Annotated in this window: 22 protein-coding genes and 1 pseudogene; 15 read left to right on the plus strand and 8 right to left on the minus strand. The window is 60.2% G+C overall.

From position 1 onward, the window contains the following. A pseudogene (locus Q0072_RS13155) lies at window positions 1–231 on the plus strand (peptidase M20); the annotation flags it as partial. A gap of 48 nt (window positions 232–279) precedes the next feature. Here Q0072_RS13155 and phhA read toward each other — a convergent pair. The 3 genes from phhA to Q0072_RS13170 form a co-directional block, all read right to left on the minus strand. Continuing rightward, window positions 280–1,146: a phenylalanine 4-monooxygenase gene (gene phhA, locus Q0072_RS13160; RefSeq protein ID WP_298330940.1), complete on the minus strand. Its 867-nt coding sequence runs from the start codon at window positions 1,144–1,146 to the stop codon at window positions 280–282. Window positions 1,147–1,158: 12 nt separating this feature from the next. Continuing rightward, window positions 1,159–1,482: a 4a-hydroxytetrahydrobiopterin dehydratase gene (locus Q0072_RS13165; protein ID WP_366941811.1), complete on the minus strand. Its 324-nt coding sequence runs from the start codon at window positions 1,480–1,482 to the stop codon at window positions 1,159–1,161. Between the two features lie 109 nt (window positions 1,483–1,591). After that, entirely contained in the window at window positions 1,592–1,891 is a 300-nt protein-coding gene (locus Q0072_RS13170; RefSeq protein WP_298330942.1) for a hypothetical protein, read from the minus strand. 251 nt (window positions 1,892–2,142) lie between these two features. Here Q0072_RS13170 and Q0072_RS13175 point away from each other — a divergent pair, with 251 nt between their 5' ends. From Q0072_RS13175 to Q0072_RS13215, 9 genes are all read left to right on the plus strand, one after another. After that, window positions 2,143–4,338 (plus strand): DUF6311 domain-containing protein, encoded by a 2,196-nt coding sequence (locus tag Q0072_RS13175; RefSeq protein WP_298330944.1) that lies wholly within the window; start codon window positions 2,143–2,145, stop codon window positions 4,336–4,338. Between the two features lie 177 nt (window positions 4,339–4,515). Continuing rightward, the gene (locus Q0072_RS13180) at window positions 4,516–6,630 is read left to right on the plus strand and encodes a DUF6311 domain-containing protein (RefSeq protein ID WP_298330946.1); all 2,115 of its coding nucleotides are present in this window, start codon (window positions 4,516–4,518) and stop codon (window positions 6,628–6,630) included. Between the two features lie 321 nt (window positions 6,631–6,951). Next, entirely contained in the window at window positions 6,952–7,425 is a 474-nt protein-coding gene (greA, locus tag Q0072_RS13185; RefSeq protein ID WP_041658489.1) for a transcription elongation factor GreA, read from the plus strand. Window positions 7,426–7,676: 251 nt separating this feature from the next. Beyond that, window positions 7,677–8,717, plus strand: coding sequence for a mitochondrial fission ELM1 family protein (locus Q0072_RS13190; RefSeq protein ID WP_298330948.1), 1,041 nt, complete (start codon window positions 7,677–7,679; stop codon window positions 8,715–8,717). A gap of 83 nt (window positions 8,718–8,800) precedes the next feature. Further along, window positions 8,801–9,787, plus strand: coding sequence for a thioredoxin-disulfide reductase (trxB, locus tag Q0072_RS13195; RefSeq protein ID WP_298330950.1), 987 nt, complete (start codon window positions 8,801–8,803; stop codon window positions 9,785–9,787). 208 nt (window positions 9,788–9,995) lie between these two features. Next, entirely contained in the window at window positions 9,996–10,553 is a 558-nt protein-coding gene (locus Q0072_RS13200) for a 6-carboxytetrahydropterin synthase (protein ID WP_298330952.1), read from the plus strand. Continuing rightward, window positions 10,544–10,897, plus strand: a complete 354-nt coding sequence (gene folB, locus Q0072_RS13205; protein WP_298330953.1) for a dihydroneopterin aldolase — start codon at window positions 10,544–10,546, stop codon at window positions 10,895–10,897. The genes Q0072_RS13200 and folB overlap by 10 nt, the downstream gene beginning before the upstream one ends. Then, on the plus strand, window positions 10,894–11,439 hold the full coding sequence (locus Q0072_RS13210) for a DinB family protein (protein ID WP_298330955.1): 546 nt from the start codon (window positions 10,894–10,896) through the stop codon (window positions 11,437–11,439). The genes folB and Q0072_RS13210 overlap by 4 nt, the downstream gene beginning before the upstream one ends. Next, entirely contained in the window at window positions 11,436–11,819 is a 384-nt protein-coding gene (locus tag Q0072_RS13215) for a hypothetical protein (protein WP_298330957.1), read from the plus strand. The genes Q0072_RS13210 and Q0072_RS13215 overlap by 4 nt, the downstream gene beginning before the upstream one ends. Window positions 11,820–11,921: 102 nt before the next feature. On the opposite strand, the gene Q0072_RS13220 is transcribed toward Q0072_RS13215, so the two are convergent. The 3 genes from Q0072_RS13220 to uvrB form a co-directional block, all read right to left on the minus strand. Further along, window positions 11,922–12,539 (minus strand): DUF3617 family protein, encoded by a 618-nt coding sequence (locus tag Q0072_RS13220; RefSeq protein WP_298330959.1) that lies wholly within the window; start codon window positions 12,537–12,539, stop codon window positions 11,922–11,924. Between the two features lie 109 nt (window positions 12,540–12,648). Next, window positions 12,649–13,053 carry a hypothetical protein gene (locus Q0072_RS13225; protein ID WP_298330961.1) on the minus strand — a complete coding sequence of 135 codons (405 nt, stop codon included), beginning with the start codon at window positions 13,051–13,053 and terminating at the stop codon, window positions 12,649–12,651. Between the two features lie 273 nt (window positions 13,054–13,326). After that, window positions 13,327–15,498, minus strand: coding sequence for an excinuclease ABC subunit UvrB (gene uvrB / locus Q0072_RS13230; protein WP_298330963.1), 2,172 nt, complete (start codon window positions 15,496–15,498; stop codon window positions 13,327–13,329). A gap of 620 nt (window positions 15,499–16,118) precedes the next feature. Here uvrB and Q0072_RS13235 point away from each other — a divergent pair. The 4 genes from Q0072_RS13235 (at window position 16,119) to Q0072_RS13250 (ending at window position 20,581) form a co-directional block, all read left to right on the plus strand. After that, entirely contained in the window at window positions 16,119–17,249 is a 1,131-nt protein-coding gene (locus tag Q0072_RS13235) for a cell wall hydrolase (RefSeq protein WP_298330965.1), read from the plus strand. 286 nt (window positions 17,250–17,535) lie between these two features. Next, on the plus strand, window positions 17,536–19,254 hold the full coding sequence (locus Q0072_RS13240) for a methyl-accepting chemotaxis protein (RefSeq protein ID WP_298330967.1): 1,719 nt from the start codon (window positions 17,536–17,538) through the stop codon (window positions 19,252–19,254). 365 nt (window positions 19,255–19,619) lie between these two features. Then, window positions 19,620–19,982 (plus strand): hypothetical protein, encoded by a 363-nt coding sequence (locus tag Q0072_RS13245; RefSeq protein ID WP_298330969.1) that lies wholly within the window; start codon window positions 19,620–19,622, stop codon window positions 19,980–19,982. Between the two features lie 224 nt (window positions 19,983–20,206). Beyond that, complete coding sequence (locus tag Q0072_RS13250; RefSeq protein ID WP_298330971.1) at window positions 20,207–20,581, plus strand: hypothetical protein; 375 nt, start codon at window positions 20,207–20,209, stop codon at window positions 20,579–20,581. A gap of 80 nt (window positions 20,582–20,661) precedes the next feature. Here Q0072_RS13250 and Q0072_RS13255 read toward each other — a convergent pair whose 3' ends face one another. Beyond that, window positions 20,662–20,799, minus strand: coding sequence for a hypothetical protein (locus tag Q0072_RS13255; protein WP_172961088.1), 138 nt, complete (start codon window positions 20,797–20,799; stop codon window positions 20,662–20,664). Window positions 20,800–21,151: 352 nt separating this feature from the next. Here Q0072_RS13255 and Q0072_RS13260 point away from each other — a divergent pair, with 352 nt between their 5' ends. Further along, window positions 21,152–21,679 carry a TIGR02281 family clan AA aspartic protease gene (locus Q0072_RS13260; protein WP_298330973.1) on the plus strand — a complete coding sequence of 176 codons (528 nt, stop codon included), beginning with the start codon at window positions 21,152–21,154 and terminating at the stop codon, window positions 21,677–21,679. Here the strand turns inward: Q0072_RS13260 and dusA are convergent. After that, window positions 21,663–22,715, minus strand: a complete 1,053-nt coding sequence (dusA, locus tag Q0072_RS13265) for a tRNA dihydrouridine(20/20a) synthase DusA (protein ID WP_298330975.1) — start codon at window positions 22,713–22,715, stop codon at window positions 21,663–21,665. The genes Q0072_RS13260 and dusA overlap by 17 nt on opposite strands. Window positions 22,716–22,923: the final 208 nt, after the last annotated feature.

Consider the following 22,923-nt stretch of genomic DNA (forward strand, 5'->3'; position numbering starts at 1 on the left):
AAGGGCGGCATCGAGGCGGGCACGGCCAAGGAAGCCGACTACCGCGATAAGCGCTACCATCAGGCCGACGACGAATGGTCGGCGGACTGGGACATGGCGGGCATGGTCGAGGACGTGACCCTCTATTACCAGATCGGGGCGAAGCTGGCCGATGCGGGGGACTGGCCGCAATGGGGCGCCACCTCAGAGTTCAAAACCGCCCGCGATAAGTCCGCCGATCAGCGGAAATAGAGCGCTTACCGAACGGAGAGACGCCTCCCCTGATCCTCGGGGGAGGCTTTACCGATGATAGTCCCCCGTGCCCCGATGAAATACGCGGTCGGTGGCTTCGATGCCGCCCGGCGTCAGGTCGGGCAGCCCGGCCAGCGCCTCATAGATCGGCCCGAAATCCTTTTGCGCCAGCCCCAGAAGCGTACCTATCGACGGCAGGACGAAATAGCCCTCCTGAAAATCGTCGATGCGATAGACGGTGCGCATGACGCGCTCCAGATCGAAGCCGATGCGGTTGGGGGACGGGCTTTCCAGCGCAAACTGCGTCTCGGTAAAGGACGACAATATGCCGGCGCCAAAGATGCGCACGCCACCGCCCTCTTCGACCAGCCCGAACTCCACCGTGTACCAGTAGAGCCGCGCCAGCCGGTCGAGCACGCCCAGCTTTTCGGCGCGCAAACCGCCTTCGCCATAGGCCTGCATGAAGTCGGCCATGACCGGGTTCATCATCATCGGCACATGGCCGAACAGGTCGTGGAACACATCCGGCTCGACCAGATAATCCAGTTCACGCCCGTCGCGGATAAACTGCCCCGCCGGGAAGCGCCGGTTGGCCAGATGGTCGAAAAAGACGTCATTGGGGACCATGCCGGGCACGGCCACCACCGTCCAGCCGGTACGGCGGTAGAGAACCTCGCTCAGGGCGTCGAAATCGGGAATAGCCTCTGCTGTGATCGGCAACTGGCTCAGGCCATCCATATATTCGGCGCAGGCGCGACCGCGAATGGTCTGCATCTGCCGCTCGAACAGGGTGCGCCAGGTGGCGTGCTCGCTCGCCGTATAGGCGTCCCAGTTTTGCGGGATGGTCCAGTCGGAACGGTCAGGCACATAGCCACCGACAATACCGTGACGCGCGGGGTGTGTTTGCGTATCCATCCCTTACCCTCCTCAGACCGCGTTAAACCGGGTGGCAGCGGCGTCTATCGCTTCGGCCAGTGCGACATCGCGATCACTGAGCCCGCCCGTGTCGTGGGTGGTCAGGCGGATCGACACGCGATTATAGACATTGGACCATTCCGGATGATGGTCCAGCCGCTCCGCGGACTGAGCCACCGCGTTCATAAAGCCAAACGCCGCCGTAAAATCGGCAAAGCGCAGATGGCGCTCTATGGCCTTATCCTCCGCCTCGCGCGTCCAGAGCGGCAGGCGCTGCGACAGGACGTCGATCTCAGCGGGCGATAGGGGCATAGCCGGGGGCAGGTCAGCGGGCATGACGGGTCCTCTTCAAGAAAGATGATCCCCCCGAAAGTCAAGAAAATCTTTCTTATTTTTCGCACTGCCGCCCGTTTCGCAAAATGATTTTCCGCAAAACCGCTGATCTTTAGTCGGCCTTGCTTCGGCGACGGGCGGCCCCGGCACTGCCGCCGCCCCAGATAAAGGACAGGCCCAGCAAGAAGCCGAAATCGTACCAGCCGCCCGAATTAGGCACGGCATAGATGCGGATGCTGTGATCGAAAATATGGCCGATCAGGGCAAAGGGCGCGATGGCCCCGTGGATCAGTCCCATCCAGAAGCCCGGCACGGACGGTTCGGGGGCCGCCCCCTGCGTCGCACAGGCCGTCAGCAACACCACAATCCCCGCCGCCATCAGCGGCAAACGCCAACTCCGGTTCACAGTCATGGCCAATATCCTCCCGCGTGTTAGGAAACGACCGGAACGCCCTCCTGTCAATCGGACACGCATCGGTGTACGACAGATAACAGAAACAATTTTGCGGGATCGCGCCCGAAATTTGCCTATTTTTAGGGCTTGATCACGCAACTTGTGATGTGCGGCGTTTTCGCTATGATGCGCCGCATCAGAACTGACCCTATCCTCGTCTTTTTCGATAGAGCCCTCCCATTCGTATCCCGTCGTACCTGCCGCATGTTGTGACCTGGGCCCGTCGTCTGCTGATCGTAGCGATGCCGTTCCTGCTGTTCAGCCTGTTCTTCCATATCGAGATCCTCGACCCGACCCGCATCGGCTGGCTGCTGGACGAGGACTGGGGGCAGCACGTGCTGGGCTGGCACGCCTTCCGCAACGTGCCGTGGGCGTGGCCGTTCAACTATCAGAACCTGCTGGCTTGGCCGACGGGGGTGAGTATTATCTATACGGACTCCAATCCGTTCTTTTCCTTTATCTTCAAGGCGCTCAGCCCGCTTCTACCCGATAATTTCCAATTCATCGGGCCGTGGTTCCTGCTGTGCGTAGTGATGCAGTTCTTCTTTGCGTGGAAGCTGGTGCGTCCGCACGCGCCGGGGCCGTGGTCGGCTCTGGCCGGGGCGATCATCATGTCGCTGCTGCCGGCCCTCTATTACCGGATGCGCCATGACACGCTGGTGGCGCACTTTCTTATCCTGTGGACGCTATGGATCTTCTTCAACGTCAAGGATGAGCGCAAAAAGAACATCTGGTACGCGACGGCGCTGGGCCTGACCGGATTCCTGCACCCCTACATGCTGTTCATGATGGCAGCCGTCTGGGGCGCAGACGTGCTGCGCATCTTCGTGCCGGCGGCGAAGGCCATGGACCGCAAGCGGGTCCTGCTGATCCTGCGCGACGCGGCTTTGGTGTTCATCTGCCCGTTTATCACGCTTGGCATCTCAGGAGCCTATTCGGGCTCATCGGCGCAGGCGCGCGGCTTCGGCTTCTACTCGATGGGGCTGGATGCGCCTTTCAACCCCGTGCAGCCCGACTTCTCCTTCTTCATCAAGGCCCACCCGCAGGATATGGGGCAGTATTTCGAAGGCTATCAGTATATGGGCCTCGGTATTCTGGGCCTGCTGCTGGGGGCACTTCTGCTCTATCAGATCACCTTCTCGGCCCGTCAGGCGCGGCCCTTTATCGACAGCGCCAAGCCGCTGATCATTCCGTTTATCTGCCTGTTCGTCATCGCCGTTTCGCACCACGTGCAGTTCTACGACATCGTGCTGTTCAAGCTGCCGCTGCCGAAGTACCTGCTGGATAAGCTGGCCGTTCTGCGCGCCTCCGGCCGCTTCTTCTGGCCCATCGCCTATACCCTGATCCTGATCGCGCTGGTCATCGTCTATAAGTCGCGGCCCAAGGTGATGAAGGTGGCTCTGCCGCTGGTCATCATTGTGCAACTGATCGACCTTCAGGGCTTTATCGCCGCCATGCGCAAACAGACCGAACTGGCCACCAGCCCGGTCATCTTCGATCAGGCCCCGGACCCCATCTGGGACAAGCTGATTTCCGGCGCGAAGGGCGTGGACTTCTATCCGGCGCAGGTGCACCTGAACGACAAGCTGTTCTATGAAATCGCCTGGCGCGCCGTGTCGAAGCAGCGCTACGTCAACACCATGTATATGGCGCGCGAAAACTATGAGCAGCGCGCCATCGAGCTGAAAGGCCGCGAAGCCTATCTCAACGGCAATATCAATAACGACAACCTCTACGTCTTCCTCAACCAGTGCATCGCCCCGGCCAATCTTCAGCCGCTGATGCGTGAGGTGGATGGCGTGTGGATCATCCCGCCGCAGTCGATGCGTAATCTGCCGCTGGCCCTGCCCGAATGGAAGCCGATCAAGGCGCGCATGGGCTTTGGCTATCTCAATCAGGGCTCGTGCCTGCTCGACAAAAACTGGGCGGCCCCTGAAGCCGACGGGGCGTGGACGCTGGGCAAACGTTCTGAGCTGGTCATCCCCATTCAGGAGGTGCAGTTCGAAAGCGGCGAACGCCCGGTCAAGCCGTCGATCCGGCTGGTGGCCAAGAGCTTCTTCCGCCCGATGACGGTCGATGTGCTGATCAATGGCCGCAAGCGCGCCACGATGGATCTGGAAAAAATCCGCTCCTATCAGGACATTCCGCTGCCACCGTCGGTGTTCAACCGCCCCGACATGAAGGTATCCTTCATCGTGCGCGACCCGCTGTCGCTCAAGGAGCTGGGGCAGGGCGACGATGAACGCCAGTGGGGCATGAAGCTGTTCCGCCTGACGATCGAAGACGCCGCTGTGCGTGAGAAGGAAGAGGCGGAGAAGAAAGCCAAAATCGCCGAAGCCCAAGCTGCGGTCAAAGCACAACCGGCCGGCGTCACCGCTGGCCAGCAGGCCCCTCAGAAACCCTAATCGTCTCTTTGAAAGCCCGGCTTCGGTCGGGCTTTTTTTGCACTGCAGCGCTTGTTTTAAGAATAGCCTGTCTTTAATGTCAGAGCTGCCGAGGGGGCGGTCATGTCCGGAGTGACAGGACATTACGTGCGTTGCTAAGCGTGCAATGGCCTCCCGTTGACAGACCGAGAGAGGCACATGCCAGAAACGACACAAAGCACCCATTATCGTTTGGCACTGTTTGGCGCGCCCGTTCTGCTGTTTCTGGCCTTTTTTAACCCGGCTATTGTGGACCCAACCAATATCGGCTGGGTGATGCACGGCGACTGGGCGCAGCATTTTCTCGGCTGGCACGCCTATCGTAACGGGGCAGATGGCTTCAACCATCAGGACTTGCTGGCGCACCCCACCGGTCTGAGTGTGCTTTACACCGACTCCAACCCGCTCTTTTCGCTGCCTCTGAAGCTGATCAGCCCGCTTTTGCCAGCGAATTTTCAGTTCATTGGGCTGTGGTTCCTGCTGTGCCTGTGTTTGCAGTACGTGCTTGCCCTGCGTCTGATGGAACGCTACGCACCGACGGCCTGGAGCGCTCTGGGCGGTGCCCTGCTTCTGTGCCTGCTGCCCACGCTGTATAACCGCATCGGGCACGACACGCTGTTTGCGCACTGGCTGATCCTATTGTCGTTATACATCTTCTTCGTCGTTGAGACGCCGCGCCGCAAAGCCATAGGCTGGGCCGCCAATCTGACCCTGGCCTCGCTGATTCACCCCTATCTGCTGATCATGTGCCTGTTTATCTGGGCCGCCGATCAGTGGCAGGCCTTACAGGCTATACGCCGCACGCGCGACCCGAAGGCCCTGATCGCATTGGTCGGTGCCGCCGGGATCAGTGCCACACTGTGTCTGATCGCGCTGTGGGCCGGGGGCGCGTTTTCCGGAACCAGCCCGGCGGGCGATGGCTTCGGCATCTATTCCATGGGGCTGGACGGGCCGTTCAATCCGTCAGGCCTGCCGTCCTTCCTGTCTTTTTTGCCGAAGCAGGAACCCCGTCAGGCCTTTGAGGGCTTCCAGTATCTGGGGGCAGGCGTACTGGTACTGATCGGGGCCGCGTGGTGGTTGTCGCGCCGGTCACGCAAGTTGGGCCCTCAGCCGCAACCAGAGCCAGAGGCGGCAAGCGACGAGCGTGATACGCGTAATGTGACCACTCAGGCCTTCGAGCGGGCGCGTGGACTCAAATGGGTGCTGATCTTACTTACCATCCTGGCCATCTCGACCAAGATCCAGATTTTCGGCAAGACCCTGATCGACATCCCCTTGCCGGAGGCCGCCCTCTCCGTGGCGGGCGTGATCCGCGCGTCCGGACGTCTGTTCTGGCCGGTTGCTTACACGCTGGTATTCCTGAGCCTGCTGGTCATCTATCGCGCCCCGAAGCGGAACCTGCTTCTGGGGGTAGTCGTCGGGCTTCAGCTTATGGACCTCGGCGCCTTCTCCAGCCATGTCAAGAGTCTGACCGCGCGCGCCTCGGATCGCGCCGTTGTCAAGGTCGCCCAAAGTCCACAGTGGACACAACTGATCGCCGCCAGTTCGCAGGTCAATTTCGTCCCCCCCAATGCCCTGGCCAATCAACCTGTCTTCTATGAAATGACCTATCGCGCCGTTTCAGCAAAGGTGCCCATCAATACCATGTACGCTGCACGCCCGAACCCCAAACAGGAAGCTCTGGAGTTTTCGGATTACCAGCGCTTTTTGCAGGGCGCGCGACATCCGGACCAGCTCTATGTGTATATCAATCCCTGCCTGCCGCACCCTTCGCTGAGGGGGCAGTTGCGAGAGCTTGACGGCATCTGGTTCCTGCCACCCGTCCGGGCGGATGCCTCGATTGGGCGCGTCCCGGCCCCGCATCCCTTCCCGCAAAACGTCATGCAGCCTGTGGCGCGCGACAAGCCCGCTGCCTGCCTGCTGGATGGCGACTGGGCTCTGGGTGAGGAAGGCGGTGTCTGGACCCGCGGTGCCGAAGCCAGTCTGACCCTTCCCGACTCCGCGAAAATTGCCCCCGGCTCAGAACTGCGGTTTACCCTGAATACCGCCCGCCCGGCACGCGTGACGGTACTGATCAATGGACAGGCGGTTCAGGATTATGAAATGTCAAAAAAGGTCAAAGCGATCACTGTACCTCTCACGGCGACCTCAGGTACGCAGGGACCACTACAGGTGCGGTTTGTCATCAAAGATCAGGCGCCCCCGGCAGAGCCGGTCCCGCAGGGTATGAAGCGACTGAAAATTTCACAACTGGGGCTGTTTACCGCCTCTTGAGTGCCTATTTGACAGCAACGGCCGAAGATGCTGAACGCATCCGGCCGTTGAGACCTCGCGAACGTCTCACCTGCACCACGGGCATGAGACATTCGCGAAACGAATACCAGGCGTCATTTTCAATGACGCCTGGTATGAAACAAGATTTGTTTTTTCGCGCGTTTTGCGCTATGAAGCGTGCCCCGTCCTGCAAGGGTGCTCCGAAATAGCGTCCGGCGCGCGGCTTAAGTTCCAACACAGGTTTTCCGGCCGGTCGCAGGCGCCCTCGACCGTCGTCGGCTCTATTGTCTTTCACTCAGGGCGTTTCAGAAACAATCGCACATGGAAAAAGTGCCGATGACCGTCGCGGGCTACCAAAGCCTTGACGACGAACTCAAGCGTTTGAAGTCGGTGGAACGTCCCGCCGTTATCGCGGCGATTGCCGAAGCGCGTTCGCACGGCGACCTGTCGGAAAACGCCGAATATCACGCGGCCAAGGAACGTCAGGGCTGGATCGAAGGTCAGATCGCCGAGATCGAGGACAAGATCAGCCGCGCCCAGGTGATCGACGTTTCGAAGCTGTCGGGGAACCAGATCAAGTTTGGCGCGACCGTCACCGTGGTCGATGAGGACACTGAGGAAGAAGGCCGCTATCAGGTCGTCGGCGAACACGAAGCCGACGTCAAGGCGGGCCGTATCTCGCTCAGCTCGCCCCTGTCGCGCGCCATGATCGGCAAGGAAGTGGGCGATGTGGTGGAGGTCAACACCCCAGCCGGCGTCAAGGCCTATGAAATCCTCAAGGTCGAGTGGATCTAGCTCTCATCACCCGACAGGCTACGCCTGCCGGGTGATGGCACTCAATTAAGGTCAAAGACTTGCTCGGGCTCGCCGCCTGCAGAGCGGCCCGTCGCAAGTCTTTGGCTTTTTTCATACCTCCCCAGCTTGTTGGGGTTTAGCGCCAGCGAAAGTACAACTTTCGCCAGCGATGGGACCGCACGAGCCTGCCATCCGGCAGGTGAGATGCGGTGGTGGGGGCTCTTTCCGTCTCCGCATCTTGGGATTGAAGCGTGTTAACTCCGCCCGTCACTACCGAAGAGTCGCTGAGGATTCCCTCGGACCGCCCGCTGATCGTCTGGGCGGTGTCGGATGGTCGCGCCGGCATCCACAATCAGGTGCTGGGGCTGGCCGAAGCCATAGCCGCCCTCACCCCGACCCAGATCGTCGTGCGTCACATCCGCTATCGCCGTCTGTTCGACCGCTGGCCCACGGCACTGCGCCTGTGGCCCGATGTGATGCTGAAGCGCGATTCCGACCTCATCGGTCCGCCCTATCCCGACATCTGGATCGCCGCCGGGCGCGCCACCCTGCCCCATTCGCTGCGCATGCGCCGTCGCTCTCAGGGCAAGACTCTGGTGGTGCAGCTTCAGGACCCACGCGTGGCATCAGGCCGCTTCGACATGGTCATTGCACCGAAGCACGATGAGGTGAAGGGCGACAATGTGCTGCCGCTTCTGGGCTCAACCCATCGCGTCACGCCGGAACGTCTCAGCCGTGAAGCCGCCCCCTGGGCCGAGCATCTGTCGAAGTTCAGCGGCCCGTTTATCGCGGCGCTGATCGGCGGGCGCTCCAAAAGCCACGACATATCGCCGGCGCGCGCCGAAACCCTCGTCCAGCAGATTCGCGCCGCCGTCAAAGGCAAGAAGGCCACCCTGCTGCTCAGCGTGTCGCGCCGCACCCCCGAAGCCGCCCGCGCTATTCTGACCGAGGGGCTGAAAGACCTCGACGGGATCATTTACGATGGCAGCGGCGACAATCCCTATTTTGCCTTCCTCAACGCCGCCGACCACATCCTTGTCACCGAGGATTCGGTGAACATGGCCACCGAAGCCGCCGCTACGGGCAAGCCGGTGCACGTCCTGCCCATGGATGCCCGCGGCGCAGGGGCCAAGTTCGGGCGCTTCCATCAGGGCCTTCAGGAATATGGCGCCGCGCGCCCGTGGTCAGGCGAACTGCGGACGTGGAAATATACGCCGCTGAACGAGACGCACCGCGCCGCCGAAGCGGTACTGGCGCTGTATAATCAAACGCACCCCGACGAAAAACGTTAACAGCCCTTAACGGAGGGATGACAAGGCCGCGGCCGGTCATTATCTAAGGGGCCAGTTTACCCCAAGATAGAATCGAATCTGCCATGACCACGCCCCGTACTGTTCGTTGCGCCATCATCGGTTCCGGCCCGGCGGGCTGGACAGCGGCCATCTATGCCGCGCGGGGCCTGCTGCATCCGGTGGTGTTCACCGGCCCGCAGACCGGTGGTCAGCTCACCATCACCACCGATGTCGAAAACTATCCGGGCTTTGCCGAGGTCATTCAGGGCCCGTGGCTGATGGATCAGATGAAGGCACAGGCCGAGCACATGGGCACCGAGGTCATCACCGACATCGTGGTCAAGGCTGACCTCAGCCAGCGTCCGTTCCGCCTCGAAACCGATGCCGGGAACGTCTATCTGGCTGAAACCGTCATCATCTCGACCGGCGCTCAGGCCAAGTGGCTGGGCCTTGAGTCCGAAAAGACCTATCAGGGCTTCGGCGTGTCGGCTTGCGCCACCTGCGACGGCTTCTTCTATCGTAACAAGACGGTGGCCGTGGTCGGCGGCGGCAATACGGCGGTCGAAGAGGCCCTGTTCCTCACCAAGTTCGCCTCAAAGGTTTACCTGATCCACCGCCGCGACTCGGTGCGCTCGGAAAAGATTCTGGCCGAGCGCATGTACGCCGAGCCGAAGATTCAGCCGGTGTGGAATTCGGCCATTGACGAAATTCTGGGGGAAACCAATGAATTCGGCGGGGCCAGCGTCACCGGCGTGCGCCTGAAAAACGTCCATACGGGCGATACGCACGAACTGCCGCTCGACGGGGTGTTTATCGCCATCGGCCACGCGCCGTCGTCGCAACTGTTCCAGGGGCAGCTTGAAACCAATTCCGGTGGTTATCTGAAGGTCGAACCCGGCACACCGAAGACCGCCATCAAGGGCGTCTTCGCGGCAGGCGATGTGACGGACGACGTGTACCGTCAGGCGGTCACGGCGGCCGGCATGGGCTGCATGGCGGCGCTGGAAGCCATCCGCCTGCTGGCCGAAGAGGACCACCACCGTCAGGACGCCAAGATCGGCGCGTGGTAAGATTAGCCGCAGGTTTTAGCCACGAAAAACACGAAAAACACGAACACTGATCTCGCCCGAAAGGTCTGCCCTCTTGAGGGGCGCTACGCGCTTTATTGCGTTCGTGTTTTTCGTGTTTTTCGTGGCCAATACTTGCAGACACTGCGCGTGATTTGACTCACGCAGGCTTTTGCGCTTTTAGCTGCGGCTCAAGAAAAGGCCCCTGTCCGTGCAGATTCAGTTCACCCGTCGTTTTTCCATGGCTCACCGGTTGCGCGCCGACCGTTCGTCGAAGTGCGCGACCCCGCATGGCCATAATGAATTCGTGCGCGTGACACTCAAGGCCCGATCGCCGGACACGGTAAAGTGGGGGCAATCCAACTATGCCCAGAGCTTTGATGCGCTCAAGCGCGACTGGCACCGCTTTGTCGATGAGGCGCTCGATCATGCCTTTCAACTGGGTGCCGATGACCCGCTGATCGGCTTTTTTCAGGCACATGAGCCCGATCTTCTGCCGCGTTTGCTGATCATTCCGGGCGATCCGACGACGGAGGCCGTAGCATTAGCCCTCTATCACAAGCTGAACGCCATACTCGCTGCTCAGGTGCCGGATTTTGAGTGCGTGCGCTTTGAAATCGAGGAAACCCCGACCAATACGGTCATCCTGACGCCCGAAGACCTCAGCCACGGCCCGCGTCTGGCCGACTGGTGCCATCGGGCCGATTTGTCGATCAACGACCTCTTGCCGGCGCAGGCGTGGCAGGGAAAGGGCGACCCATGCCTCTGATCAGCCGCCACGTCTTTGTCGAAGGCCTGAAGGTCGAAGCCGCCATCGGCGTCTATGACTACGAACACGGCCGCACCCAACCCCTGATCATCGACGCCGATATCCGCATCGGCCTGCACGCGATCAAGGGCCTGAAAGACACGCTGAACTACGAAATGGTCGGCAATCTGGCGCGTGACCTCATTGCGCGCGGACATATCAAGCTGGTCGAAACCCTGGCTGAAGATCTGGCTGAGGCCGTGCTAGCCCTGCCGCAGGCCGAGGAGGTGCGCATCCGCATCTCCAAGCCCGAAGCTCTGGCCGATGCCGAACGCTCAGGCTGCACAGTGGTGATGCGTAAATGAGTCCTCTGGCGCATCTGGGCCTGATGGCCCGCTATAACCAGTGGATGAATGCCAAACTGCTGGAGCTGATGGCCGCGCATCCCCATGCCGATTTCCACGCCAATACGGGGGCCTTTTTCGGTTCGGTATGGGGGACGCTCAATCACCTGATCGTGGCGGACCTGCTGTGGATGGGGCGTTTGAGCGGCCACAAGACCGGCACCGCGCTATCGGCCGCCAAGGCCCTGCCGCAACCCACGGGCCTCAATGACGCCCTCTATAGCGAACTGGGTGCCTTCGCGCCGGTGCGGCGGGAACTGGACGCCCTGTGGCTGAGCTATATCGAGGGCCTGAGCGACGCCGATTTCGACACCCCCCTAACCTATCGCCGCGTCAATGGCGACGCCCATACCAAGCCGCTGGGGCTGGTCCTTAGCCACGTGTTCAACCACCAAACCCACCACCGCGGACAGATTACGACGCTTTTGTCGCAGATGGGGCTTGATATAGGCGTGACGGACGTGCTTGTTCTGGTACCCGAACTTGATCCGGATCTAAAATGACTGTGCCCGCCACCCGCACCAAACTCAGCGACACGACGATCATCCCCATCGTCAACTATCTGCTGCTGTTTTTCCTGATCGTCGGTGGCATTTCCGGGGTCATCGCCATCACCCTAATCTACCTGTTTCAGGACGACGCCCCCGACTGGCTGAAGACGCACTATGCCTTTCAGAAAAAGACTTTCTGGGTCGGTATCGGGGCCTTTGTGCCGCTGGTGGTGCTGCTGACCTCACCTGTCATGTCGAGCGTGGTGCTGGGCGGTATCGTGCTGATCCTCGTCTTCGCCCTGTTCCTGTGGATCGTCGGCCGCTGCACGATGGGCTTCAACCACATCTTCCACAAACGCCCGATCCCCAATCCGAAAAGCTGGCTGGTTTAGATCTTATTTCGTTCAAATTGAATCGAAATAAGATCTAAATTTTTGCTTTAATGCGCTTTTTTATCCGAAAAGTGCGTCACACTTTTCGGAAAGCGCTCTAACCTACTTCGCCTTACCCGGCTCACGCCCGGCCATATCGAACAGGTTGAAGCTGACGTCGCCGCCGGGCAGGGTCACATCGCCGGGCTTCTGATCGGCCTTGCACGGGCCGAGGCGCTTGGATTTGATCGTCATATTGACCACGCGGTTCATGTGCGCCAGCGCCGCCCCCGTCGTCTGGGACCGCAGGGTCATGGTATAGTCGCGCGTATAGTCGCCGGTGATGCTGCCCGACACCTCCATCTTGCCGCCTGACCCCATATTGCATTCGGCCAGAATACCCCAGGAGCCATCTTCCAGATGGCTGACCGCCGTGTTGCGGCAGCGATTGCCATTGAGGTCGGTGCCGGTAATGCCCAGTTCCTTCTCGGTAGCCGCGTCGAGGCAGATGCGCATGGTCTGCGCCTGACTTTCCGAGCCCTCTTCGCTGAGCGTCGTCTCCCACAGGCCGGGCTGACGTGCCGGCAGAGGCTCCTGCGGTTTGGGCGGGGGTGCCGCCACAGAGGCCGGGGCCGGGGTGGTCTCAGGCGCGGGGGGCTGTTCTTTCTTGCCACAGGCGGCCATCAGTGCGACGACAGCCAGACAAGAGAGCGCCACACCTGACTTTATATACGCGGCCATGTCCTGTGCATCCCTGTCCCGAAACGGAAGTCTCAGGTGTAAGCGTAAAACCCCAGACAGGCGAGTCGAATTATGCACCTTATTGCCGCAGGGCCTGTAAAATACAGGTTCAGAGGCTCTTTTTGGTGACGATACGCAGGGTTTGCAGCGTGCGCGGCAATTCGTCGGCCAGACGGCGGCTCAGTTCACGCGCGCCCACCGGATAGGCCTCGCCCCCTTCGGCGATTTCATGCGCCATCTTGGCCGTCGCGTCGATCAGGATTTCCAGCTCGGAAATCTGCTCACGCGCCAGCGCCTTGGCCTCTTCCTGAAGACGGCGCACACGCTGCGTGCGACTTTCGCGCGCCGAAACCGTCGCATCGACAAGCGATTGCAGGCTGTTGGCAGTGTTGAGCGGCACTGGCACGACATTGATGACCTCATGGGCCGGTTCGCCCACGCCCCCCATCATATCGGCTTCGATCGCGACCCCCTTCGTCGAGGGCGGCACCACATTCAATCTGGTTCTACGCATATCACACCCCAACCTCTTCTCTATGCGCCCCGCAATGTCGTCACACAGCCAAATTGAAACGTGACGGGGACCCAACCAAGGGTTATGCACAGGTCATACCAACGGCCGAAGATGCTGACCGCATCCGGCCGTTGTATCAGACCACAGAGTGAGGCATTTCGTCGCGAAAATCCAGCCGGTTTCGTTTCAAACTGGCACATTTTCGTAACAGGGGAGTGACACACAAGCCTCAGTACGGGATTGAAACGCTCCCGATACGTTTTGGCGGTAAATTTATGCCGCCCCGTCCCCGATCATGTCCTTGGCGAACTCCAGATCCAGCAGTTTGAGACGCTTGATCTCATCACGCAGGCGGGCCGCCTCTTCGAACTCCAGATTGCCCGCGGCTTCGCGCATACGCGTCTCAAGGTCCTTGAGCGTTGCCTGAAAATTAGAACCGAGGAAGGGCTTGGAGTCCTTAGCCGCCACACCCACCGGCACCTGAACACGGTCCGCCTTTTCATACGGACTATCCAGAATATCGGAAATACCGCGCTTGACGCTTTCCGGCGTGATGCCGCGTTCGGCATTATAAGCCATCTGCTTTTCGCGGCGACGGCTGGTTTCGGCCAGCGCCCGTTCCATCGAGCCCGTCATCTTGTCGGCATAGAGGATGACGCGGCCTTCGACATTGCGCGCCGCCCGCCCGATGGTCTGGATCAGCGAGGTTTCCGAGCGCAGGAAGCCTTCCTTATCGGCATCAAGTATGGCCACAAAGCCACATTCGGGGATATCTAGGCCTTCGCGCAGCAAGTTGATCCCCACCAGCACATCAAACGCCCCCAGCCGCAGGTCGCGGATGATCTCGATACGCTCCAGCGTGTCGATGTCGGAGTGCATATAACGCACCCGGATACCCTGCTCGTGCATATATTCGGTCAGGTTTTCGGCCATCTTCTTGGTCAGCACGGTGACCAGAGAGCGATAACCGTTCTTGGCGACCTCACGCACCTCGGCAATCACGTCATCGACCTGATTGGCGCCATCGGTCGAAACCGGGCGGATTTCGACCGGCGGATCGATCAGGCCGGTTGGGCGGATCACCTGTTCGGTAAACACGCCACCCGTCTGCTCCATCTCCCAGTTGCCGGGCGTCGCCGAAACGTGGACGGTTTGCGGCCGCATCGCCTCCCACTCCTCGAACTTGAGCGGGCGGTTATCCATGCACGACGGCAGGCGGAAGCCATATTCGGCCAGAACCGACTTACGTGCAAAGTCGCCGCGATACATGCCGCCGATCTGCGGCACGGTGACGTGGCTTTCATCGACGAACAGCAGCGCGTTTTCCGGCAGGTATTCAAAGAAGGTCGGCGGCGGCTCACCCGGCGCCCGTCCGGTCAGATAGCGCGAATAGTTTTCGATACCCGCGCAGGCCCCGGTCGCCTCCATCATCTCAAGGTCAAAGGTGGTGCGCTGCTCAAGGCGTTGCGCCTCCAGCAGTTTCCCCTCGGCATGAAGCTGATCCAGCCGCAGTTTCAGTTCAGCCTTGATACGGTCGATGGCCTGACGCAGCGTCGGGCGCGGCGTGACATAGTGGCTGGCGGCATAGACCTTGAGGTCTTTCAGGTCCGCCGTCTTCTTACCGGTCAGCGGGTCAAACTCGGTCAGGGCTTCGATCTCATCGCCGAACAAGGACACCCGCCAGGCGCGGTCTTCGTAGTGGGCCGGGAAGATTTCGATGACGTCGCCCCGGCGGCGGAAGGTGCCGCGCTCAAAGGCCGCGTCATTACGCTTATATTGCAGCGCCACGAGATCAGCGCGCAACTGCGCCTCGTCAATGGTCTGCCCCACCTTCAGCTCAAACGTCATGGCCGTATAGGTTTCGACCGAACCGATACCGTAGATGCACGACACCGAGGCCACCACGATCACATCATCGCGCTCAAGGATGGCGCGCGTCGCCGCGTGGCGCATACGGTCGATCTGTTCGTTGATCGACGAGTCCTTCTCTATATAGGTGTCGGTGCGCGGCACATAGGCTTCGGGTTGGTAGTAGTCGTAGTAGGAGACGAAATACTCGACCGCGTTTTCCGGAAAGAAGGCCTTAAACTCACTATAGAGCTGCGCCGCCAGCGTCTTGTTGTGCGCCAGAATCAGCGCCGGACGCTGCGTCGCCTCGATCACCTTGGCCATGGTGAAGGTCTTACCCGACCCGGTAACGCCCAGAAGGACCTGATCGCGCTCAGCCGCATTGGCCCCTTCAACCAGTTCGGCAATCGCCGCCGGCTGATCCCCTGCCGGTTCATAGGCCGAACGCAGCACGAAGCGCCGCCCGCCCTCCGACTTTTCAGGCCGGTCGGGCCGGTGCGGCGACCACAGGGTCGGCGGGAAGTCCTGCGCGCCGACATCAGCGGCGTAACGGCGGGCATCTTCGAAAATGAGGCGGGCGAGATGAGAACGGTTCATGAACATAACATAACGTCCTGCAAAAAAATGAAAAGGGGTGACCCGCGGCTTTTGCGCGCCACGGCCAGATTGGCCGTTTGGCGGGCTTCAAGTTTTCGTGACTCCCCCACCTGAGACGGATTCATTCGGGATTCCAGTGCCTTGAAACCGCAATTTTAAAATAACAACGTTCTATACATGCCCAGCACCTGAGTTTCACTTTTGCGTCACGTGAGTAAACTTCGTTAAATTGTAATGATCGCGAAACCGAAAGCCCCCTCCATGAATATCGCAAGAAAACAGTAGACAAGCTTATCTCTCCAATACTTCATAAAATAAAAAGTCATTGCGGTGCACATCTTGATAAAAAATAGGCATTGCGTGAGAAATTTTCTCACATATACCCCCTCTGAACTGATGCTCCTTTTACGCGATTGACCCTTTAACACATTTTTGCCACATTTCTGGCTATAAGACGGGCCGTCGATAGGCACATGGTTGTGTGCTTCGTCGGCTCCGGCGCCCCCGGAAGGCTGCGTTTGCGTCTCGTGAAACGGCCTGATGCATTCAGAAGAATGTATGGTGGGGTTGCCCTCTGTCAGGGAGCGCGGTGCGCTCTCGTTACTGAGGACAAGACACCTTTGGGTCTGAACCTGTCTCTTACGCGCCGTCAGATGCGCCTGTTGACCGCCGCGGGCGGCTCCAGCCTCATGCTGACCGCTGCGTTCGGCTCCGCCTGGTTAGGCGGCAAGCTGACGCGCGATGCGCAAATCCGCGAACAGGCCGAAAGCCTGATGAGCCTGAATGATCACTCCTATGGCGCGGATCGCCTGCGCCACATGGACGGCCAGAAGAGCGTCGCCGCGCTTCAGGACGATCTGGACCGCCGCGCCATCGCGCTGGTTATGCGTCACGAATCCTATACCTCGCCGATGGCCACGATGCGTCTGCGTCAGGACCGTCAGCGCACCGACCTGTTTGCGTCTCTGGTCGGCCCGGCCCGCGCGCACAAGGCCGAAGCCGCCTCAGCTCCGGTGCTGAAAGCCAGCCTTGATCTGGGTCTGATGCGCGCGCCGTCGCGCACGGCCCCGGCCTCGCCCTTTGATCTCAAGAACCGCTCCGCCTCCGACCTCGATTGCCTGACTCAGGCCGTCTATTACGAAGCGCGCGGCGAAACCGATTCCGGTCAGCGCGCCGTGGCTCAGGTGATCCTGAACCGCGTGCGTCACCCCGCCTACCCCAAGACCATCTGTAACGTGGTCTATCAGGGCGCGGTGAAGCGCACAGGCTGTCAGTTCAGCTTCACCTGCAACGGCATCATGTCCAACCGCGTCGAAAGCTGGGCGTGGAAGCGCGCCCGGACCGTCGCCGAAGACGCGCTGGACGGTTATGTGATGAAGTCGGTCGGCGCTTCGACCCATTTCCACGTTCTGGGTATCTCGCCCGACTGGTCCGTGCGGATGCAGCGCACCGCCACCATCGGCAATCACGCCTTCTATCAGTTCTCCAGCCGTGGGGCTCAGATGCTGGCCGCGGCGGATCAGGTCCGCCCTTCGGCGGCCCCGACGCTGGAACAGGCGAAAGAGACGACCGAGACAACCGCCCTGCCCGCGGCTCAGGTGGATACCAAGCCCTCTGACGCCCTCACTCATCTGCGGGACGCCAGCAAGGACAGCGCCGTAAAGGCCATTGCCCTGTCGTCACAAGTCAAGGGCGAGGACGCTCAGGCGCTCGCTCAGGCCGCGAAAACAGTGGCTCCGGTCAAGCCGTAACCGGGCGATTTTCTAAACGAAAAAACGACACCACAGCGCCTGAGCTTACCCTTAGGCGCTGTTTTTATTAAGGTTACCCTACTTTTACCGTCCAACGAAAAAAAACACGGATGTTAGGGTTTCAACAACTATGTTCTGACACCCTGCCTGACAATCCGGGGTTTGCGGAAGCGTGATGAGTCGTGCCTGTAGTTGGATCGCGCACCGAGACCCCAGAAACCATTTCTCCGGGCGGCCCCGCAAACGCCGTACCGGAAAAGCAGACACTAGATTGTCAGGGGCCATAATGACTAAGTCGAAATCTGCCGGCGGCAAGCTGAGCATCTCCAACCTGTCCTTCACGCTGAAGTTCATGACTCCGGCCGCCGTTGCCACCGCGCTGATCGTCGCGCTGGCCTTCGGGGCGGTGACCGTGATGAACACGCAGGGCAAGGCTATCGAAGCCATCAATACCCAGAGCCTCCCGGCCGTTCAGGCCATGGGCGACATCAAGTCGGCCATCAAGGAAGCCAACGGGCAACTCTTCCGCGCCATGACCGATCAGGCGTCGGGCGCTGGTACCAATGCCGATCAAAAGGTCGCCCTGGTCGTGCAGGACCTTGGCAAGATCGAAACCAGCATCAAGGCGATGGCTGGCGCCACCACCGACGCCACCAAGAAGAAAGACCTCGAAGACCTCGGCAAGGAGGTCAAGACCTATAAGGAAGCCGTCGAGTTCGCCGGCTCGGTCATGACCGTCGATTTCCCCTCCGTCGCGCCGCTGATGTCGCAGTTCGACGAAGGCTACGCCAAGATGTCGCAAATCTCGGACAAGATCATCGCCGGTCAGGTCGCCCAGGCCAAGGCAGACGCCGAAGCCGCCCGCACGGCCCAGACCGCCGGCATCTCCATGCTGACAATCTTCGCCGCCGTCATGGCCGTCCTGTCCTGCGGTATCGCCTTCGTCTTCTCGCGCGCCACGGTGACCGGCATCAACCGCATCGCCAAGACCACCGAAGAACTGGCGCGTGGCAATATGAATGTGGACATTCAATCGCTGGCGCGTGGCGATGAACTGAAGTCGGTCGTCGATAGCCTCAATGTCTTCAAGGCCAATGCCGAAGAAAAGCTGCGCCTCGCCGAAATCGAAGCCGCCACGATGAAGACCCGCGAAGAACGCGCCCGTCAGATGTCGGAACTGGCCGAACGCTTCCGTCACGAAGCGCAGGACATGCTGGACGCCCTGTCGGCCGCCGCTTCGGACCTCGACGCCAACGGCCGTACCCTGCTCACCATCGCGCAGGAAAACGAGCGCCGCTCGCAATCGGCGGTCTCCTCGATCCGCAACTCGGCCGACAACGTGCAAAACGTCGCCTCGGCGACCACCGAACTGTCGGCGTCGATCGGCGTCATCGGTGATCAGGCCGTCCGCTCGGTGGAAATCGCTGCCGAAGCCGTGTCGGAAGCCGACAAGACCAACGACTCGATGGTCGAACTGAGCCGCGCCGCCGATCAGATTGGCGAAGTGGTTGACCTCATCAACGCCATCGCCCAGCAAACCAACCTGCTGGCGCTGAACGCCACCATCGAATCGGCGCGCGCCGGTGAAGCCGGTAAGGGCTTCGCGGTCGTGGCCTCGGAAGTGAAGTCGCTGGCTCAGCAAACCGCCAAGGCCACCGACGAAATCCGTGAGCGTATCAAGGACATCCAGACCGCCGCCCAGAACGGCGTCTCGGCCATCCGCGGCATCGGCGCCACCATCAAGCACATGAACGAAATCGCTTCGTCCATCGCCGACTCGGTGCATCAGCAAGGCGACGCGACCAACGAAATCGCCCGCAACGTCAACGAAGCCTCGGACGGCACCACCACCGCCTCCACCTCCGTCTCGCAACTGTCGGCCTCGGCCGCCGATACGGAAAAGGCCTCGACCGAAATGCTGGGTGCCGCGCGTCAGCTGACGCAACGCACGGAAGCCATGAGCGAGAATATCCGCCGCTTCCTGTCCGAGCTGACGGCCGCCTAAAACCGGCCCGACCTCTCAGATTGAAAACCCCTCCGGAGCCTCCGGAGGGGTTTTTTGTGCGTTCAGCCACATAAAATCGACTTTAGAGCGGAATGATTTCTACTGGACTCATTCCGCTCAAGCCGCCATTGAGGCGGCGGCCAAGGTGGCGGAGCCCGCACCCGGCGAGGGACTAAACAAAAGCTGGATCATTATGTTTCTACCTGAAACATAATGATCCAGATGTGAAAAAATTATCGCGGCGCACAATAGATTCACCGGCAATTAAACACTCATAGGTATATTGAACTCGCGCCCAACAACGCATCCCGTCCTCCTCCCCGTGGGCCGAATGCCCAGTACCGATTCAGAAAGAGTTTTACGCCGTGAAAGCTGTTATCTTTTCCGCCCTTGCCCTGACCGCCCTTGCCGCTCCGGCCTTTGCCGAGTGTGACGAAGCCCAGGAAGCCGCCGCCGGTAAGGCGATCGCTGCCGCCACCGCGGCCGCTGTGGCCAAGGCCGTTGCCGTCGAAGGCAAGCAGATGGTGAGCATCAACACCTGCGACGCCGCCGGCAAGAACGCTACCGCAGAATTCAAATACAACTTCCTCGGCGCCGGTGGCCTGTACTGGGTCGAAGGTACGGCCAAGTACAATGGCGCGGCCGTGACCGAGCTGAAGCTGAAGCGCCTGAGCCCCAACCTGGCCGCCGCTGAAGCCAAGGCCGGTATCAAGCTGGCCTCGAACTAAGACATACACGCCGCCGGGCGGGACCTGTCCGGCGGCTTTTTTCATTTTTTTGCTTATTTTTTCTCGCTTCCAAGCGCCATTAAGATTTACCCCCTTGTATTTCAAGCGTTTGAAATAACGGAGTTAATCTCCGTAAAAAATTCCTAATGCCCTGTTTAACTTAAGATTATTCATTATCAGATAGAGTGTAGTCATCCTGAAGAAACTCAAGGAGCTACAAAGAGATGATCAAGAAAAGCCTTATGATTGCCGCCGTCGCCGTTCTGGGTATGACGGGTGCCGCCCAAGCCGCCGAGTGCGATGACGCCCAGCAGGCCGAAGCCGGTTCCTCCCTCGCCGGTCTGGCCAAGGCCGCTGTGTCGAAGGTCGTTCCCGTCACCGGCAAGCAGATGGTCAACGTCAATGCCTGTGACGTGCGCGCCGGCACCTACTCCATCGAATTCAAGTATAACTTCCTGGGCGCTGACGGCCTGTACTGGGTGGAAGGCACCGCGCGCTTTGGCGCTGGCGGCTCCAACCCGTCGGTCAAGATCACCAAGGCGTCGCCGAACATGGCCGCTGCGGAAGCCAAGGCAGGCGTGAAGCTCGCCTCGAACTAAGTCGTCCTGAGACGCCTGAAAAAAACCCTCCGCGAGTGATCGCGGAGGGTTTTGCGTTTTGGGTTTGCGTCACGCCGGTATTACTTGCGGCCAAAGGGCCTGAAATCCTGCGGGCGGCTTTGCACCGGCCCGGATTTGGGCTTTTGCCCCAGAAAGACTCCGCCGAACAGGGCGAACGAAGTCATAGCGTGTTGTTTCTTTTCATTGTCGTTCATCACAATGCGCCTCCTTTTTCATGACAAGATGAACAAGAAGACGCGTCGCAAACTCTCAGGGGACTCTCACCTCTCTCAGCCGTCGTCGCGTCGGATATCAATGTGCCACAAACCCAAAAAACACGCAACAAACATTCCGTAACCGGAGTAAAAATTGAATTATGAATTACATAATAATCTGCTTTTATTAATTATTTTTAGATTAGAAATTTCAATTTCTTACATCATTTCGTCCGAACACGCCCCATTTTCGCCGATTCACGATAAAAAAACCTTATCCGCATAGACTGCGATCAACCGGAAAAGACCGGTGGCCCGGCATGGGCAGCCCGAAAGCGGTGGTGGTGGTTTCGTTATGCTGAGATCTGCGTTTATTCTGGGGTGCGCTATCACCAGCGCCGTGGCCACAGGCCTGCTGGTGGTACGGCACGAAGGCTTTACCTCCAGAGGCGATGAAACCGCGACCGTAGTCCAGACATCTCAAACGCACAGCGTCTCCGCCCCCAGCACCATCGGTGGCGTCACCGCCATCCCCAAGGCGGCCGACGGCCATTACTGGGCTGAGGCCCGGGTCAATAGTACCACTGTCAAGTTTCTCGTCGATACAGGGGCCTCTGTGGTCGCCCTGACGCCGCAGGATGCCCGCCGTCTGGGCATCAATCTGAACACCCTCACCTACGATCAGGACGTCACCACCGCCAGCGGCAAGACGCAGGCCGCCCGCGTCGTCATCGACCGTGTGCAGATCGGCCAGAGCCAGATGGACGATGTCGAGGCCCTGGTTATCCGCGAAGGCCTGTCCACTTCGCTACTGGGCATGAGCTATCTGGGCCGCCTCAGCCGCTTTGAGGCCACGCAGGGCAGCCTTATCCTGCGTCCGTAAGGCTGGCCTCATAGGCCTCACGCCGCGCCTGTGACGCGGCCATAGCGTCGCGCACCGCCTCGATGGCCTGATCCAGCACCTCTATACCCGCGCCCGGGCGGATCGACTCCACGGTCAGGATGCGCCGGAAGGCCCGCGCACCGGGCAGGCCGTGCATCAGCCCCAGCATGTGCCGCGTAATGGCCGGCAGATGCACGCCCGCCGCCAATTGCGCCTCCATATAGGGGCGATAAGCCTCCAGCGCCTCGAACGGCCCGACATCGGCCTCCCCGCCAAAAAGGCGCCGGTCCACCTGCCCCAGCAGGGCCGGCTCATGATAGGCGGCGCGCCCCAGCATGACGCCATCGACGTGTTTCAGATGCGCTTCGGCCTCATCCAGCGTGCCGATCCCGCCATTGATCGAGATGGTCAAATCCGGATAGGCGCGCTTTAAGGCATAGACCAGTTCGTAATTGAGCGGTGGGATGTCGCGGTTTTCCTTGGGCGACAGGCCTTTAAGCCAGGCCTTGCGCGCATGGACGATAAAGCTGCGCACCCCCGCCTGGCGGCAGGCCTCCACGAGCGCAAACAGGGCCGTCTCTTCGTCCTGATCATCGACGCCGATGCGGCATTTGACGGTGACCGGTAGCCGGGTCCCCTCGCCCATGGCCTGCATACAGTCGGCGACAAGCTGCGGTTCACGCATCAGGCAGGCCCCGAACGACCCCGACTGCACGCGATCGGACGGACAGCCGCAGTTGAGATTGACCTCATCATAGCCCCAGTCTTCGGCGATCTTCGCGCAGGCCGCCAGTTCGTCCGGCTCTGAGCCCCCCAGTTGCAACGCCACCGGATGCTCGACCTCGGAAAAGCCCAGCAACTTCTGACGGTCGCCATTGATGATCGCCCGCGAGGTGACCATCTCGGTATAGAGCAGCGCCCCCTTCGTCAGGGTCCGGTGAAAGGCCCGACAATGCCGGTCCGTCCAGTCCATCATGGGTGCAACGGAAAAACGGAACGAACTATTTGGGCTTTTTATCTCTTTTTCTTCAATCATTTTCGCCCTCACCGGCCGCACTCATCGCCCTATTTCTGCCTTGATAGCCAGTCGGCAGCACATCCCTGGTGTGCCGATTTTCAGGTTGTCCCAGGGTAATAGACTATGAGATTGATCCAAGCCAGCCAAAGGAAACACGGCATGGCATTTCTGTGGCTGTCCACGTCTCTCTGAGACTCGGTTAGACAACATGAGATACCGAGCAAGT

The sequence above is a fragment of the Asticcacaulis sp. genome, from assembly GCF_027484505.1.
In the GTDB taxonomy this organism is placed as follows: domain Bacteria; phylum Pseudomonadota; class Alphaproteobacteria; order Caulobacterales; family Caulobacteraceae; genus Asticcacaulis.

Excerpts from the sequence above, each read along its gene's own strand:
- phhA (WP_298330940.1), bottom strand. The coding sequence starts at position 1,146 with ATGGATACGCAAACACACCCCGCGCGTCACGGTATTGTCGGTGGCTAT.
- Q0072_RS13165 (WP_366941811.1), bottom strand. The coding sequence starts at position 1,482 with ATGCCCGCTGACCTGCCCCCGGCTATGCCCCTATCGCCCGCTGAGATC.
- Q0072_RS13170 (WP_298330942.1), bottom strand. The coding sequence starts at position 1,891 with ATGACTGTGAACCGGAGTTGGCGTTTGCCGCTGATGGCGGCGGGGATT.
- Q0072_RS13180 (WP_298330946.1), top strand. The coding sequence starts at position 4,516 with ATGCCAGAAACGACACAAAGCACCCATTATCGTTTGGCACTGTTTGGC.
- greA (WP_041658489.1), top strand. The coding sequence starts at position 6,952 with ATGGAAAAAGTGCCGATGACCGTCGCGGGCTACCAAAGCCTTGACGAC.
- trxB (WP_298330950.1), top strand. The coding sequence starts at position 8,801 with ATGACCACGCCCCGTACTGTTCGTTGCGCCATCATCGGTTCCGGCCCG.
- folB (WP_298330953.1), top strand. The coding sequence starts at position 10,544 with ATGCCTCTGATCAGCCGCCACGTCTTTGTCGAAGGCCTGAAGGTCGAA.
- Q0072_RS13210 (WP_298330955.1), top strand. The coding sequence starts at position 10,894 with ATGAGTCCTCTGGCGCATCTGGGCCTGATGGCCCGCTATAACCAGTGG.
- Q0072_RS13215 (WP_298330957.1), top strand. The coding sequence starts at position 11,436 with ATGACTGTGCCCGCCACCCGCACCAAACTCAGCGACACGACGATCATC.
- Q0072_RS13220 (WP_298330959.1), bottom strand. The coding sequence starts at position 12,539 with ATGGCCGCGTATATAAAGTCAGGTGTGGCGCTCTCTTGTCTGGCTGTC.
- Q0072_RS13225 (WP_298330961.1), bottom strand. The coding sequence starts at position 13,053 with ATGCGTAGAACCAGATTGAATGTGGTGCCGCCCTCGACGAAGGGGGTC.
- uvrB (WP_298330963.1), bottom strand. The coding sequence starts at position 15,498 with ATGAACCGTTCTCATCTCGCCCGCCTCATTTTCGAAGATGCCCGCCGT.
- Q0072_RS13240 (WP_298330967.1), top strand. The coding sequence starts at position 17,536 with ATGACTAAGTCGAAATCTGCCGGCGGCAAGCTGAGCATCTCCAACCTG.
- Q0072_RS13250 (WP_298330971.1), top strand. The coding sequence starts at position 20,207 with ATGATCAAGAAAAGCCTTATGATTGCCGCCGTCGCCGTTCTGGGTATG.
- Q0072_RS13260 (WP_298330973.1), top strand. The coding sequence starts at position 21,152 with ATGCTGAGATCTGCGTTTATTCTGGGGTGCGCTATCACCAGCGCCGTG.
- dusA (WP_298330975.1), bottom strand. The coding sequence starts at position 22,715 with ATGATTGAAGAAAAAGAGATAAAAAGCCCAAATAGTTCGTTCCGTTTT.